The sequence below is a fragment of the Chroococcidiopsis sp. genome (assembly GCF_051657925.1).
Taxonomy (GTDB): domain Bacteria; phylum Cyanobacteriota; class Cyanobacteriia; order Cyanobacteriales; family Chroococcidiopsidaceae; genus Chroococcidiopsis.
This window is the reverse complement of sequence record NZ_JBOFLP010000206.1, coordinates 1-14,365: the sequence shown is the minus strand read 5'-3', so window position 1 is coordinate 14,365 and position 14,365 is coordinate 1. Positions and strand designations below refer to the sequence as shown.

The following is a 14,365-nucleotide window of genomic DNA, read 5'->3' as shown; positions in this document are numbered from 1 at the left end:
CTGAGTGATGTTGACTCTCCCCAGTCTACATCGATCGTTTCGGTTGGGAGAAGCGATCGCGCAAAAAACTGAGTCAGGCGATATCGCTAGAATCGTCCGTGTCCGATGTCCTTGAGCGCCGCCAGAGCAGCCCGATCCTTATCCATTTCCCAGGTTCCATGAATGCTAAACATGCTGAAGAACAGAACGTTGTGGAGTTTCTTACGCCGAGCGTAGGCAGCCATGTCCCGCAGCCACAGCGCACGGGCTTCTCGCCCGTGCTGACCCTTCCACTCTCCGTCTGAGCCTCCTGGGTTGAACCAGTTAGGGTCCGACCCACACTCGCTGATCGCCACCGGTTTCTCGACACCGAACTCCGCCATCCATTTGCGCAGTGTCGCGATCGCATCTTCCCTGAGCTGACCCCCGTACATGTGAGTGCCGATGAGATCGGCATATTTCCCAATACCTGCCTTGAGGAGAGCGCGGTTGTATTCCGTGTTCGGTCTGGTCGCGGGTGCAGACTCGACGAGTATTCCTGGGTCTACCCGCTTGATTGCCTCGTAGCAGGCTTTCTGCATACGGACGACGGTTTCAGGTGTCTCGGGACCTCGCTTGGCATCTCGACCGCGAATATCTGGTTCGTTATCCACTATGTAGTAGCGCACTGTATTCTTCCAATGGTGAGCCACTTGACCGCATTTCCAAGCATAGTTCTTCGTCCACTGGACGGGATCGTATCCGGCGACATCAAGCTCCCACCTGAAAGCGATTACCATGTGAAGGGCTAACCCTTTAGCCAAGTGCTCTTGAATCACTACGTCGCGCCGAGAGAAATCGCACGGCTCGCCCTCCCGCTCGCACTTCATCTTGTCTGCTCCGGTGCGGACTGCGGTGAGACCAAGGGCAGAGATGCGCCCTGACACCATCTGGCTGAACTCCTGGGAGTCGTCGTACCCAGTGCCGTCGTTCACGCCGAAGATGACGTTCCCATCTCCTCGCTGCGGTACGTCGGTCTTCAAGTCGGCGCAGGCGAAAGAAAATGGCAGAATAGCACTGAGGATGAACGCACAGCAGAGGGATAAGAGCTTCGGATGTTTCATTGGATGAACAACGGCAATAAGGCGATCGATTATTACGCGGTAAAGATCGGATATGTGCATAATTTCTCAGGCTGTAAAGTTTGATAAGGCGGTTATGTATTTATTCCTGCCAGACATTACATGCTTGTGTTCTTTTGGGTAAAGCCTAAATCACCTTTTGATAGACTGCTCGGAGTTTTAGCCAATTTAAAAGGTGCTAGCCAGTTTTTTTAAGACAAAGCTTGTCAAGCGTCAAGCGCGCAAGTTTTTGCACGATGGCTACGAGAACGCCACGACAGTGAGCTGGGGCAGATGATTCTAAATCCATTCCCAGATAGCGCGCGTCCAGTCCCATTTAACGCGAGTTCAAGGATGCCTTCAGTATCGGTTCATGTAAGTCCGAAAAGAGCCTTGCTTCCGAGGCATCACAATTAGATGCGTTCGCCCTAGCCAATATCATTTGGGCAAGGTTTTGCAAGTTAGCTTTTCGAGCCGCCATTGCTGGCGTACTCTTCAGTCCGACTGTAGCTAAAATTGTTTCCCAACGGTAAACCCAATCATGCCGTAGCAGTGAGTTAACCACATTATCAGTACGGATTTTTTGTAAGCGATGCGGGTGAGCGTCAAGTTCGGTAATAATTTCAGCAATGTGAGGTACATCGTAGGGAATTTTCATCACCGCACCCTCCCAGTCGAAATGTTGATGAAATGATTCGGATTCCGGCGGAACTCCCAGCATCACAACTCCTGCTGCTGCTCCCTCAAAAAAGCGCGCGCCCACTTCTTGTTGTCCACCTGTGGCATTTATATCGTCAAATTTCGCTCTGTTAGCAATGAAATAACGGCTCTTTTTCAAAATATTTCTATATAAGCTGCGATGATATTTATAGTCGATCGCGTACAAGTCTCTGAGAGTTTCATATATGTAAAAAAAACTGGTGTTCTCTGCTAACTCTAGTGAAGCTTGGTGCGTTACCTGCGAGCGACGACCAACACTATAAAGATCGACACTGCGTTCTCGCTCCCAGGGATAAGGACAAAACTTGGCTGCATCAACGCCAAAAGGAATATATTCACAAGGGCGCTGAACGATCTCGGCTACTCCTGAAATACTATTGCTAAAGTTCATGAAAATTCGATCGAAGTCTTTCAAAAGACTCAGTTGTGCTTTCCAGCTTTCAAGATCTTTCGCCCAAATTTCATCAAGCCAAACTACAGCTTTGTGGCAGCGCTCGCGCCAACCCTTGATGGAATTAATACAGAGGATATCTTGCGGGGACTGGCAAAGAAAAAAGAATAAGTCATAGTCTTGCTGGAGCTGAACTTGATTGAACAATGGATTCATTAGCTTGCTATGACCGATGGCTTGGGCTGCCTGATTTGCTAGCCTATTCGTAACTTTGAATAAGTTGGGTTGAAAATTTGGTGTCAGCAGCTCGGCTGAGTCAAATTCGCAAATCGCATCTTCCAGCTCGTACAAATAACAGCGAGCAACATGAAACTTAATATTTCGTAAGGACATCAATAAAACCCGAGCGTCTTTTTTAGAATTAAGCTTCAATACTTCTGTCATAGGGCTTCTACCTGCTGAAGATTTTCTGCTTGACTTTTGAAGCAACTACAATAGCTACTCTCAAATTTCCGCAAACAAGTTAGAGCAATTTTTTCGATTCTGCAAGCGAAACTTTTTCAGAAAAATAGCTACAGATTGAGCGCAACGGATTAGATAACAATTCCAAAAATTTGAGAGCCTTATTTTAGAGAAGCCTATATGATTTGTCAATCTAGTCAAGTCGAGAATAAAATTTTGTGAAGTAGAAAAGTGCAATTTTATACTGAACTTTTTGTTACGCCTCTATCTAAAGAAAGAGTTTTTGATTCGGTATCTGAAGTAGCTTGCGTGACTTGAGCAAATATAACTATTCTTTGGATGAATTTCATAACTACACTCTCGGTTAGTTCGTTGGTACTTTGCCAATGTGAAGTGACGACTTCCGCTTGGTCTGTTTGTCGCATCCGAGGCGGTGTACCAACAAGTCCAGCTGTAGCGGCTGCTAGTCGCGAATGAGTTGACCAAAAAGCTCAATTGATGGAGTTTTATGCAACAGTCAAATCCGCTCGTTGGCTTAGTCACTCCACCGCTCCAACAGCAATGGAAGCGTCGCGCGCAGCTCCCAGAACAGGGCGAAGTTTTATGGCGGATCGAATCAGGTGTCCTCTGCAGTATGACTTGGACTGCTGAAGGCGAGCTAGTTTGCTTGGGCTATTGGGGAGTGGGAGATGTCGTGGGACATCGATTGTCACGAGTGCGACCTTACGAACTCTACTGCCTCACCGATGTCGTCATCAGTTGCTGTTCCTACACTCAGCGAGCGCATTTCACCGATGCCATCATTCAGCAGCAGCAGCAAACCGAAGAACTCCTAAGCATTGTTCATCTCAATCCCCTGTCTCAGAAGTTGTGGCAGCTCCTCATGTGGTTGAGTCAAAAATTCGGTTGCGACGTGGAAAACGGTCGCTCGATCGATCTGCCGCTGACCCATCAGCAGTTGGCTCAGACGCTGGGGACGAATCGGGTCACGGTGACCACAATCCTTCAGCGGTTAGAAGCAGAGGGAAAAATCCACCGGCAGCAACGGCGGCTCGTTGTCGCACGGCAGGAAAACCACGCTCGTCAGTCAAAAAAGATGCAATCGTTAGTAGCGAGCAAACAGGGCGCGCCACCGAGCTAACATCACAACGAGCGATCGCTCCTGAACTTTCCCGTACCTGTGTGCAATTGACAAGCTTTTAGTATGAGTCGAGAATAAGCCACAAGCGAAGATGCCGGAAGTCAGATTCAGAGCGCTTGTAACATTTGCTAGAAGCGCTCGACGTGCGAGAGCGATCGTTGCGGTCGGGAATCTCTCAAGCTAGCCGCGGCAAAAGATGGAGCGCACGATCGAGAATTTTCCCGGCTCGACTCAATTTTCTGCGGTGGTTGCTCGATAACGTTCGCGGTTGAGGTGTTTTATGGTGGTGACTCGGACTAACGTCTACTCTGATGAGATCGAGCTATTGATTTCTTACTATCAAAAGCCTTCGCTCTGGTTACGCAATCGACTGGTGAGAAGGCACGCTGGTTTAGTACGCCAGATGGCGCGTCAACTGTACCGTCGCTCTCCCGAGCCGTATGAAGATTTAGAGCAGATTGGATACTTCGGTTTGATTCGCGCGATCGAGCGCTTTAATCCCGATCGAGGATATGCTTTTAGTTCTTTTGCAATTCCTTATATTCGCGGTGAAATTTTACATTTTATCCGCGATCGCGCCGGAGTGGTGAAAATCCCCCGCCGCTGGCAAGAGCTTCACGCTCGCGGGCAAAAAGTTTCTCAACAATTAGCTTCTTCTCTCGGTCGTCTTCCGACAGATTTAGAGATTGCCCACTCGCTGCGCGTCTCGCTCTCAGAATGGAGAGAAAGCCAATTAGCCATTCAAAATTGCCGCGTCTTCAGTTTAGACAGTACGTTGGTTCGAGAGTCCAATGGTCAGATTCAACTAGCCGATACCATAGCAGAGCGACGTTCTTGCACTTTACAGCCAGAAGAAGAGCGACACCAATTGCGATGCGCTATGAACCAGTTGGAAGAAAAGACTCGCAAGGCAGTTGAATTGGTCTTCCTCCAGCAATTTTCTCGCAAAAAAGCAGCTCAATACCTTGGTGTGAGTCCGATGACTGTCACTAGATATCTGCAAAAAGGCAAACAACAGTTGTTTGAGCTGTTGCAACCCTAGAATTTTTTCCTCGACTGAACCCAGAGGCTAGAAAACTATGAGACGTTTTTTGCTTTGGATGTTACCGTTGGCTGTCTGTTTCCTCTTACCGAGTTGCAATACTGTTATGGCAGGAGCGCGAACGAGTAAATTGAGCCAACTGCGTGTCAGTCACAACGGTCGGTTTTTGGTGAAAGAGGATGGTTCGCCTTTTTTCTGGTTGGGCGATACGTCGTGGGCAATTCTTCAGAAGGCAACGCGCGAGGATACGAAAAATCAACCTTCCGTGTTACGTTATCTCGAAGATCGCGCCGCCAAGAGATTCAACGTGATTCAGTGTCGTTTGGTTAGTAACGCCGAAAGTACAAATGCTTACGGTCAGGCAGCGTTTGTCCGAGGCAATTTTGCCCAACCTCAGATTGCTAGCGGTGTCAACAACGATTATTGGGATATGGCAGACTGGTTCGTCGCCCAAGCTGAAGCGCACGGACTCTATCTAGCTCTGCTGCCGATTTGGGCTAACAACGTACCGAATCACGACCCAATAGTTCAGAACCCTGCGATTGCTTATCGCTACGGACATTTCATTGGCAGCCGTTGGCGCAAAAAATCGCACCTGATTTGGGTGATGGGCGGAGATCCGGTGCGCGAGCGGGACGTTGACAATCCAGAACGACTGAGAATGACCCGCGCCATAGCCGAGGGAATTGCCGACGGCACGAACGGTGACGCGCGATTTGACGGACAAGCAGACTACAGCACGACTTTGATGACTTATCACCCTCGCGGTGGCGGTCGCTCGTCTTCGCGTCATCTGCACCAGGAAAAGTGGCTCGACTTTAACATGATTCAAACCACAACTTCTTTCGAGTTTCGTAACTACAAATCGATCGCCGAAGACTATGCAAAAGAACCGCCGAAGCCAACGCTGGATGCCGAAGTTGCATACGAAAACTCACTTTCTTTGAGCAGGAATGCGCCACCGGACAAGCGAATCCAGCCTTGGCACGTTCGCAAAGCGGCATACTGGGCTGTATTTGCCGGTGGCTTCGGTCATACTTACGGTCATCGCAGCTTCATTGGTTGGGTCCGCGAAGGCGAACAGCTGGGGAGAGGTGCGAATATTCCGTGGTTCAAATCCCTCGATGCGCCAGGTGCGGGTCAAATGACATATCTACGCAATCTGATGGAGTCGCAACCGTTTCTAACGCGGATTCCAGATCGCTCCTCGATCGCAAACGGGCAGAGCGAGCAATTCAATCACATTCAGGCGACGCAGAATGCTGATGGCAGCTATGTCATGCTCTATCTTCCAACTGGTAATGCTGTCACAATACAAATGGATAAAATTTCAGGCGAGCGAGTGAAAGCACGCTGGTTCAACCCGCGTCAAGGAACTTGGCAGGCGATCGGCAAATTCGCTGCAGCTGGCACGAAACGCTTTGTTCCGCCATCCCACGGTCGCGACCACGACTGGGTACTGGTACTAGAGCGGGCGGATTAGTTTTATCGCGTGCGTTCAATCAGCGATTATTGTAGATGTAGTATAGATTTTTAGTGTGAATGGTACTAAGTTAAAGTGAAATCCTTGTTCGAGAAGAGTTACAGGCTTTCGTGTGGTTTTTCTGTGGGGTACTAGTCAGGGCAAGAGCAGGCAATCAAGTGTTGCTCACAGATGCGGTGATAGTGCAGTGGTTGTCCAAAATGTTTTCTCAAGGTAGAAAAAGCCTTCAAGTCCGTAAAATACTTATCGATTACACGTACCAGCTATTCTGAGCTATCAAATTCAAAGCTACAATGAAAGCGTAAGACTATTTATGAATAAGTGCGGTTAATACTTGAGTAAACTGCGCCGTTGATTTAAACAGTTTTTGGTATATTTATCAGATTCGAGCTAACTTGACAACTAGCAAGATTTATACGATCTATACCTAATACACGTCAGGTTTTATAAGTAGAAATAGCGTAAAAATACTCAAGAAATATCTAAAACAAACATAACTTTCGCTATTTTCAAATACCACGGTAATTTTCGCAAAAGTTAAAGAAAAGATGACGAGCCTTACGTAGTAGAAGATGTAGAGTTATTCCCGATCGAGCTAGATGCTGCAAAATTAGTTACGGGTATCCTATAATATTTTTTTCTGTATAAGATATACATTTTTTGTAAAAGTTTATGAAAAATTTAATTGTTGCTCAGTCGATCTACTTTGATAATATAAGAGTAATTTAGTCGTGAAGAAAAAATTATACTTTGATACAAGTGTACTGCATCAAATAAAATCTCTATACTCTTGAAATTAACTGAATAACTATAATCTGGAACATCGGAAAAATAGCGATCGCTGCCTTCTTCTAGTAAATGTAACTAGTCTCGTGTAAAACACCTAAAACCTTTTTCTCCCTTGAGTTTGCGATCGAATGACACTGTTTCTTGGCAACCTGCATGAGTCGCGATCGCGCCAATTAAATAATCGGAAAAATCGGCTCTTCCCTGCTTCGCTCTCTGGAATGCTTGATAAACCGCAGAACGATTCTCAAACTCGAAAGTAGGACTTTGCAGCATCATCTCCAAGGTATTGAGAATTTCCTCTTTGGCAAACTTATAGGGGTTGCCTCGCAATACCCAAACTAATTCGCACAGCACAATATTGGCGACAAAGCACAACTGTCCGCCTTCTATTACTAGGCAAGCTTGTTGCCACTGGCTTTCGTCATCTCGTGTTAAGTAGCGAACCAAGACATTCGTATCAAGTCCAACCACTAGCACCCTCGGCGATCGCTTGCTCCATTTCTTCGATCGCTGCTGCTTTCATCCCTTGGCGGTGCAGAATTCCAGATAACGCTTTAGCAGGAACATTCAAAGGAATAACTTTTACCTGTCCGTCAGCATCAATCACAAAATCAATCCTACTACCCGCATCCAATTTCAAGTAATCTCGAATCTCCTTCGGAATTGTAACTTGCCCCTTACTCGTAACTGTGGCGCTAGTCATGCCTTAAATCCTTACTTTAGCTCCTTACATAATTGTAATACTTAAGCTGTATTGGTAGCTCAGCTTTGATAATTGAGAGTGCGAAGGTTGCTTCGCAAACCGCCTTTGGCATCGCCTATAACTTAAACCCCGTGAGTGTACATTGTGAGAGAAGAGCGATTAACATCGCAGGGGGAAGACAGATGAATACAGAGCAATTATTGTTGAAGAAGTGGCGATCGCTGCTTTGGTGGTGTGGATCGTTAATACCAACACCACCCAAAATCTAAAATCGAAAATAAAATCATGACCGATCGAACTATCATCGTTGGAGCAGGACTAGCAGGACTTAGTGCAGCCTACGAACTGGTACAAGCGGGTCACAATATACAAGTTTTTGAAGCGCAGCAACGGCTAGGCGGTCGAGTTTACACTGTGCAAATGGAGTCAGGGCAATATGGCGATCTGGGGGCAGAGTTTGTCGATGATAACCATACTGCTGTGATGGCTTATGCGACTCAATTCGACCTCAAACTCGATCCAGCCTGTCAATTTCCCGACGATCTTTATTGGTTCTCTGACGGCATTCTTCGTAACTGGAATGATTTTACTACCGAGCAAGAAAACGCCTTAGATAATTTTTACACCCAGCTATCAACCGCGATCGAGCAACAGTCCGATCCGCTTCAAACCCTGGAACAGTGGATGGAAAGCCATCAAATTACACCTTTCGTCCGTCGGCTAGCTCGCGTACAATCTCGCGGGCTGTACGCTGTTGACGCTGATTCAATCGGTGTTGGCTTTTTTGCCCAGTATGGCAGTACTGGTAGCAGCAATCTGCGAATGCGTGGTGGTAGTTCGCAGTTGGTTAATGCTTTGGCTGGGCAGGTGAAAGAGCGAATTGGGCTTGGTACTCCCGTGCGTCGCATTCAGCAAAAGGATAACACTGTAACTGTGAGTGTGGAAACAGCAAACGGTTTAGAAGAAGTTGTAGCTGACAATGTAATTGTGGCAATTCCTTGGAGCGTGTTACGTCACATTCCCCTAGATTTTCCGATAAGTGAAGCTCACAAAGCAGCAATTTTTGAGTTGCCTTATGGTAGTTTGGTGAAAACGCTCGTGCAATATCCCGATCGCTTTTGGACGCAAGCCAACTTCGGCATTCAGTTACTTGAAAGCGACTACCAAGCTATTTGGGAGCCAACTTTTACTCAAGTGGGAAAGCAGAAAATCCTCTGTTGTTACAGTGGCGGTAGACCAAGTTTAACGCTAGGCGAACGAGCAATTGACACAGCAAAACAGACAGTGCATACTCTCTATCCTCATGCACCAGAGGCGATCGCTTGCCGATCTTATGACTGGAATACCGATCTGTGGGCAAAAGGTGGTTACTGCTACTTTGCACCAGGACAACTAGATCGCTTCAACCCTCATCTCACATTACCAGCTGGTCGAGTATTCTTTGCCGGAGAACATACAGCGCCCGTTGAGTATCGCGGTTATATGGAAGGTGCTGTTCGCAGTGGAATTCGGGCGGCGCAGCAAATTCTTAACATGGGAGCTAGGAATGAGGAGTGAGGAAAGATGGATAGGGGGAGAGGATGATCTAGAGCAGATGAGATCGAAGCCAAAGAGTTAAACCGATCCGCGATCTAGAAAACTAGAGCAAATCCCGCAACGTAGATTTTAAAACTGGATCGGGAATGCTAATTATTTCCGGCGATCGCCTGAAAGCAGCAGTGGTAATCAACAGTTGAAGCGGCTTATCTCAATCGCGAGTAGCTACGTGAAATAGATGTGGATCGTCATGGAAAAACAAAGGCACGATCGCTAGCTGATAGATACTCAAGAATACTACCACTGTAGAAAACAGAGCGAGTGGGAAATTATAGCTTCAACTGACAGGTTCAACGAATAAACTAGTCGAGAGAGATCGCCCGTTTATATCTAAGATTCCCTCATACCAAGAGCGAGAGCGCAGGATTTACACTTCTGCCGCTTATATTTGTTAGTAGCTAGCGATGGGTTGTTAGTTGCTAGAAACCGCTAGCTGCCAATTATTTAGGAAAGATTAGGGGGTCTGAGGTTAGTAAAGTTTGTAGCACCGTAGTGGTTGTCAATCATTTTGGCGGATGTTCCCGTCCACCTACCAATCGCAGTGCTGTTAATGTGTGCCTCTACACATAAGCTGATAAAGGTATGCCGTGTCTGGTAACTCTTGCGGTAAGGAATGGCACACTTGGTTAATATTGTTTTCCAGGCACGGTTGGCAAAGTTGTGATGATCGATAAATTTTCCTTTTGGACTACTAAATACTAGGGATTCAGGATTAACTATTTCTGGTCGAATTTCATCTAGAATTGCTTCTAGTTCTGTAGTAATAGGAAAATCGCGTTTTCTCTGCGTCTTTAATCCCTCTTTGGCAACTAAGCCGTCTTCCGAAACAACCACAGTTTCCCGAAACTGAACAACGCTATTAGTAATGTGCTTCCACTTCAACCCAACTGCCTCAGACGGTCTGCACCCTGTAAAGAAAAGGAAGCGTACATAGTTGGTGTAATGAGAATAATAGCGATCGCTGGCAAAGCTTTGGACGATTAAATCTCTCTCTTCCTTGCTGAACGGATTAATGTCCTGTTCCTCAGATAAACCCTTTGGCAGTTTAATCTTCATTAAAGCAAAAGGATTCGTTTCGATTGCGCCTTCTTCCATTGCCCAGTTGCAGCAAGCTTTAATTTGAGTAAGGCAACGCTTTGCTGCATCGGGAGTCAAAGTTGACAATAGGTAATCCCTGATAGCGGATGCATCATCTAGCAATCGCGTCGGCAACTTAGCAATGTGATTCCGATGCTTAATAAAGTCCTTTACACCATCTTTACACCATTTTTTTACCCAAACTTGCCCAAAAAGCACCAACAATAGTACAAGAGTACTAGAAATTAACAACTTCGATAAAGGCTGAAACCCTCTCAAATCGTTGTATTGCTTGTTTTTGTTAAATGCCAGGAACCAGAATTGAACTGGTGACACGAGGATTTTCAGTCCTCTGCTCTACCAACTGAGCTATCCCGGCGAAGTTTCTGCGTCAATTTTTGGCGCTTTATTAAGGTAGCAAACTTATCAGATCTTGGCAAGAGTTGAGTGCGAAATTTTTTATGCCGTTTTCCAGACTAACTTCACCCAACTGAAAATGAATGTAAATAGCAAGAATTGGACGAGAACGATACTAGGACCAGAAGCAAAGTTGAGTAGACCCGATAATATAATGCCGACAATGCTACTAACGACCCCAAGCATCACGGAAATGACTAAAAAGCGGGTAAAATGATGACTCACAAGCTTGGCAGTCGCGGCGGGAATGACCAAAAAAGCATTCACCAACAGCACGCCTACAGCTTTAATTGCTACAGCTACAGCTAGTGACAGCAAGACAACAAAAGCGTAGCGATAGAGGCGCACGGGGATACCCTGCACCTGTGCCACTGTAGGGTTGAGAGTCAAGAGAATCTGCTGACGCAGGGTAGGTAGTAAGAAAATAATGCTACAGATTAGCACCAAAGAGGTCAAAATTAGATCTGTGGTATCGATCGCCAGAATATCTCCAAATAGGACTCCCATTAGATTGCCGCGATATCCCTGGATCAGGCTGCTGAGGATGACACCTATTGCTAATGCACCTGATAGTACTACACTCAATACGCTGTCACTCGACAAATTTGTTTGGTCGATCAGATAGAGGACGATTAAGCCGAATGCTAGGGTAAAAGGGAGTAGCATCCAGGTAGGATTTAACTGGAGTAAAACCCCTAAAGCAACGCCTACCAAAGCTGCATGACCTACAGCATGACTGAAAAAAGATAACTGTCGCAAGGTGACGAAGCTACCCAGGAAACCGCCAAGGATACCCATTAATATCGCACCTGCGATCGCCCTTTGCATGAAGGGAAACTGAAGCAGTTCGAGTAGGTTATTAACTCCAGCAATAGCAAGCCAGCTAAACTCTAAAATCATTGAACCAACTTATTCTTAAACAGAGCATATCCTAGACCGCGCTATAGTTGGGCTATATAGTTGGGCTATACTTAGGGTGTCTGAAGATTTAATCCAGCAAACACAGTCTTTTATTATCACCTAATGTCAGTTTACTCTGCTTCCGATCGGGCTAAACCAAACTCTACCTCAGAGGCGGATCGTCTTCAGTGCCATCCACCGCACCCTGTAGACGTGGATGGAGTTAATCATCTACAAAGCCACGTCCTCAAAACTGAGAAGGCGCAGCGGATGGCTGAATTTTTTAGCCTCTTAGGAGATGCCAATCGGCTACGAATTCTTTCATTGTTGGCACAAAAAGAACTCTGTGTCTGCGATTTAGCCGCCACTCTAGATATGACTGAATCGGCTGTTTCCCATCAGTTGCGAACATTACGTGCTATGCGGTTGGTGAGTTACCGCAAGCAGGGACGCAATGTTTTTTACAATCTTCAAGATAGTCACGTTCTCAATCTCTATCAATCTGTTGCCGAACACTTGGACGAGGAAATCTAATTGAGATTGCTAGATCGAGTTGCGATCGCAACTCGATTGAAGCTTACGTAATAGCAACGCTAACCGAATTTGTACTGCATCATCAAAACGCCGTGGGTCAAGACCGATTAACGAAGCTATTTTATCAAGACGATAATTCAAAGTATTACGGTGAATCAAAAGCTGCTTGGCTGTAGCTGAAGGGCTACAATCACGAACAAAAAATGTCTCTACGGTTGTTAATAGTTCTGATTCGCAATCGAGCGGACTGAGTAAATGCGTGGCTAATTCAATTTTGGTTTGTTCGTCAGCTACGCCAATAAATGCAGCAATTCCCAGACGATCTAAACAATAAACGCGATCGCAACCGTTAAAGCGATGACCGAGTGAGAGTGCCATTCTCGCATCTTGATACGATCGCGCTAAACCAAGAATACCTGGATGATAGCGACCGATACCAATACTAATTGCTGCCCCTGTATCGCTGCGCAAATGCATTAGTAGAGCATCTCCCGCACGTTTAAGTGCTGCTAGATTTGTCCATAAAGCATTTAATGAGTCTGTAGTATTTCCTCGTTCTGCCCAACTCCCAAGATTTTTGGTATTGCTAGCTTTTAAAACTACCAATTCGCCGTTACCTAAATCGGCACAGATCGTATCATCTGGTAAGTGAAAAAAGTTGACTATGCTGCCGATCGCATATTGCGTGCGACGGCGTTGTCGCACCGTAGCTTTTTCTAAATTCTTGCCGTCTGATTCACCTACTGAAGGTTTTAATACGTATTGAGCAGCATCGATCAAAATTACCGCTCGCGGCGGTGATAAATCTAGCCCTAATAGTTTTGCCTGCCTTAAAATTTCTGTTTCATCGATAATTTGACCGTGTAACAGATGATTGACGAACTGATTCTTCAACGCTTGTTGGTTAGGTCGATGGTTCAGTACAGTGGCTTGATTGATTATCAATTCAACTAAAACTTTTGCTAGACGCGGCGAAATTGTTTCACCATTAAATTGATTTCCAATTGCAACTTCGCCTACTTCTGTTTTGAGGTGTAAGGGGATTCGCAAATAAGTAGTTTCTTGTTGTTCATTAAAATGAAAGACTTTACCGATTTCCTCGTATTTGCTGCTAGCAACAATAATATTATTGCCATTAACTACTACTACTTGAGTTGACAAAAGTTCTGTTATCTTGCTCGTAATCAAACGAGCAACTTGAGTAAATTGGGTAGTATGGGTAAAAGATGTATGCATCAAGTTACGTTGCATCGAAATTTAATTTTAAGAAAATTTTTATACTCCTAGAGTAGCGAAACCAAGATTTAAAATCATGCACTTTTACCGCTCAAGACTAGCCATCGCTACTCCAGCTCACTTCTGTCTAAAGATATAATTTTTTGTGTATTTTTTGGTATTTTAATTTACTAAAACTTACTTAAGTTTCAACAACAATGGAATATGCGATAAAGACATTGTTAGTATTTAAATAATAAATTGAGTCAAATAATAATTGATAAATGACAAACGATAAATGCAAGTAGTCATTTATACAGATTCAATCGGAATTGGTGGTGCAGAGATTAGCTTAAGCCATTTAGTTGCTAGCGTCTCAGATCGAATTGAGGTGACAGTTATAGGTACGTCTGAGCTTGTCGTGGAAGCGATCGCCCGACAACGCCCCCAAATCGCGAAAATAGTCTTACCTAAGACACCAATTCATTCGCTGTTGGCTCATTTCACAGCTTTATTGCAACTACGTCCTGACGTAGTGCATGTTAATCTCTGTACGCCTTGGGTGGGAGCAATGGGTTTAGCTGCTGCTTTAATCTTACCTGGGGCGCGAGTCGTGCGAGTCGATCAACTACCACTACGGACAACGGACTTACTGACTTGGTGGCGGACGCGAGTACTTGATCGTGCAACAGGGAAGTGTGGCTTTGTGAAAGCAAGATCTAGTAGAAGACTCAGAAAAACATGCATTGTCCTCTGTGTGGTCATCCCAAAGCTCATAAACACGGCAAAACAAGCTAATGTTGTCAGCGTTACCAT

The 14,365-nt window shown here is 45.6% G+C and carries 13 protein-coding genes, 1 tRNA gene and 1 pseudogene; 6 read left to right on the top strand and 9 right to left on the bottom strand.

Annotation, left to right across the window (positions count from 1 at the left end):
• Positions 1-86: 86 nt before the first annotated feature.
• From ACRC32_RS16430 to ACRC32_RS16420, 3 genes are all read right to left on the bottom strand, one after another.
• The gene (locus ACRC32_RS16430; RefSeq protein WP_438554976.1) at positions 87-1,142 is read right to left on the bottom strand and encodes a hypothetical protein; all 1,056 of its coding nucleotides are present in this window, start codon (positions 1,140-1,142) and stop codon (positions 87-89) included.
• 274 nt (positions 1,143-1,416) lie between these two features.
• Positions 1,417-2,634, bottom strand: coding sequence for a glycosyltransferase family protein (locus ACRC32_RS16425; RefSeq protein WP_438554975.1), 1,218 nt, complete (start codon positions 2,632-2,634; stop codon positions 1,417-1,419).
• A gap of 257 nt (positions 2,635-2,891) precedes the next feature.
• The gene (locus ACRC32_RS16420; RefSeq protein ID WP_438554974.1) at positions 2,892-3,077 is read right to left on the bottom strand and encodes a hypothetical protein; all 186 of its coding nucleotides are present in this window, start codon (positions 3,075-3,077) and stop codon (positions 2,892-2,894) included.
• Positions 3,078-3,160: 83 nt separating this feature from the next.
• Between ACRC32_RS16420 and ACRC32_RS16415 the strand changes: the two genes are divergently transcribed.
• The 3 genes from ACRC32_RS16415 to ACRC32_RS16405 all read left to right on the top strand — a co-directional run bounded on the left by ACRC32_RS16415 (position 3,161) and on the right by ACRC32_RS16405 (position 6,318).
• Entirely contained in the window at positions 3,161-3,793 is a 633-nt protein-coding gene (locus ACRC32_RS16415; RefSeq protein ID WP_438554973.1) for a Crp/Fnr family transcriptional regulator, read from the top strand.
• A gap of 280 nt (positions 3,794-4,073) precedes the next feature.
• The gene (locus ACRC32_RS16410; RefSeq protein WP_438554972.1) at positions 4,074-4,835 is read left to right on the top strand and encodes a sigma-70 family RNA polymerase sigma factor; all 762 of its coding nucleotides are present in this window, start codon (positions 4,074-4,076) and stop codon (positions 4,833-4,835) included.
• Positions 4,836-4,872: 37 nt separating this feature from the next.
• Complete coding sequence (locus ACRC32_RS16405; RefSeq protein WP_438554971.1) at positions 4,873-6,318, top strand: glycoside hydrolase family 140 protein; 1,446 nt, start codon at positions 4,873-4,875, stop codon at positions 6,316-6,318.
• Between the two features lie 864 nt (positions 6,319-7,182).
• Here the strand turns inward: ACRC32_RS16405 and ACRC32_RS16400 are convergent.
• Both ACRC32_RS16400 and ACRC32_RS16395 read right to left on the bottom strand, forming a co-directional pair.
• Entirely contained in the window at positions 7,183-7,578 is a 396-nt protein-coding gene (locus ACRC32_RS16400; RefSeq protein ID WP_438554970.1) for a PIN domain-containing protein, read from the bottom strand.
• Positions 7,565-7,810, bottom strand: coding sequence for an AbrB/MazE/SpoVT family DNA-binding domain-containing protein (locus ACRC32_RS16395; protein WP_438554969.1), 246 nt, complete (start codon positions 7,808-7,810; stop codon positions 7,565-7,567). The genes ACRC32_RS16400 and ACRC32_RS16395 overlap by 14 nt, the downstream gene beginning before the upstream one ends.
• 285 nt (positions 7,811-8,095) lie before the next feature.
• On the opposite strand from ACRC32_RS16395, the gene ACRC32_RS16390 reads away from it, so the two are divergent.
• A complete protein-coding gene (locus tag ACRC32_RS16390; protein ID WP_438554968.1) occupies positions 8,096-9,367 on the top strand; it encodes a flavin monoamine oxidase family protein in 1,272 nt (423 codons plus the stop codon).
• 483 nt (positions 9,368-9,850) lie between these two features.
• Here ACRC32_RS16390 and ACRC32_RS16385 read toward each other — a convergent pair whose 3' ends face one another.
• The 3 genes from ACRC32_RS16385 to ACRC32_RS16375 form a co-directional block, all read right to left on the bottom strand.
• On the bottom strand, positions 9,851-10,819 hold the full coding sequence (locus ACRC32_RS16385; protein ID WP_438554967.1) for a site-specific integrase: 969 nt from the start codon (positions 10,817-10,819) through the stop codon (positions 9,851-9,853).
• A tRNA-Phe gene (locus ACRC32_RS16380) sits at positions 10,790-10,862 on the bottom strand. The genes ACRC32_RS16385 and ACRC32_RS16380 overlap by 30 nt, the downstream gene beginning before the upstream one ends.
• A gap of 80 nt (positions 10,863-10,942) precedes the next feature.
• Positions 10,943-11,800 (bottom strand): metal ABC transporter permease, encoded by an 858-nt coding sequence (locus tag ACRC32_RS16375; RefSeq protein WP_438554966.1) that lies wholly within the window; start codon positions 11,798-11,800, stop codon positions 10,943-10,945.
• 123 nt (positions 11,801-11,923) lie between these two features.
• Here ACRC32_RS16375 and ACRC32_RS16370 point away from each other — a divergent pair, with 123 nt between their 5' ends.
• Positions 11,924-12,334, top strand: coding sequence for an ArsR/SmtB family transcription factor (locus ACRC32_RS16370; protein WP_132866829.1), 411 nt, complete (start codon positions 11,924-11,926; stop codon positions 12,332-12,334).
• A gap of 9 nt (positions 12,335-12,343) precedes the next feature.
• Here ACRC32_RS16370 and ACRC32_RS16365 read toward each other — a convergent pair whose 3' ends face one another.
• Entirely contained in the window at positions 12,344-13,585 is a 1,242-nt protein-coding gene (locus ACRC32_RS16365; protein ID WP_438554965.1) for a PucR family transcriptional regulator, read from the bottom strand.
• A 262-nt stretch (positions 13,586-13,847) separates the two neighbouring features.
• Here ACRC32_RS16365 and ACRC32_RS16360 point away from each other — a divergent pair.
• Positions 13,848-14,365: pseudogene (locus ACRC32_RS16360) on the top strand (hypothetical protein); the annotation flags it as partial.

What these genes read in the sequence shown, in the direction of transcription:
- ACRC32_RS16430 (WP_438554976.1), bottom strand. Translation starts at nt 1,142, where the DNA reads ATGCACATATCCGATCTTTACCGCGTAATAATCGATCGCCTTATTGCC.
- ACRC32_RS16425 (WP_438554975.1), bottom strand. Translation starts at nt 2,634, where the DNA reads ATGACAGAAGTATTGAAGCTTAATTCTAAAAAAGACGCTCGGGTTTTA.
- ACRC32_RS16420 (WP_438554974.1), bottom strand. Translation starts at nt 3,077, where the DNA reads ATGCGACAAACAGACCAAGCGGAAGTCGTCACTTCACATTGGCAAAGT.
- ACRC32_RS16415 (WP_438554973.1), top strand. Translation starts at nt 3,161, where the DNA reads ATGCAACAGTCAAATCCGCTCGTTGGCTTAGTCACTCCACCGCTCCAA.
- ACRC32_RS16410 (WP_438554972.1), top strand. Translation starts at nt 4,074, where the DNA reads ATGGTGGTGACTCGGACTAACGTCTACTCTGATGAGATCGAGCTATTG.
- ACRC32_RS16405 (WP_438554971.1), top strand. Translation starts at nt 4,873, where the DNA reads ATGAGACGTTTTTTGCTTTGGATGTTACCGTTGGCTGTCTGTTTCCTC.
- ACRC32_RS16395 (WP_438554969.1), bottom strand. Translation starts at nt 7,810, where the DNA reads ATGACTAGCGCCACAGTTACGAGTAAGGGGCAAGTTACAATTCCGAAG.
- ACRC32_RS16390 (WP_438554968.1), top strand. Translation starts at nt 8,096, where the DNA reads ATGACCGATCGAACTATCATCGTTGGAGCAGGACTAGCAGGACTTAGT.
- ACRC32_RS16375 (WP_438554966.1), bottom strand. Translation starts at nt 11,800, where the DNA reads ATGATTTTAGAGTTTAGCTGGCTTGCTATTGCTGGAGTTAATAACCTA.
- ACRC32_RS16370 (WP_132866829.1), top strand. Translation starts at nt 11,924, where the DNA reads ATGTCAGTTTACTCTGCTTCCGATCGGGCTAAACCAAACTCTACCTCA.
- ACRC32_RS16365 (WP_438554965.1), bottom strand. Translation starts at nt 13,585, where the DNA reads ATGCAACGTAACTTGATGCATACATCTTTTACCCATACTACCCAATTT.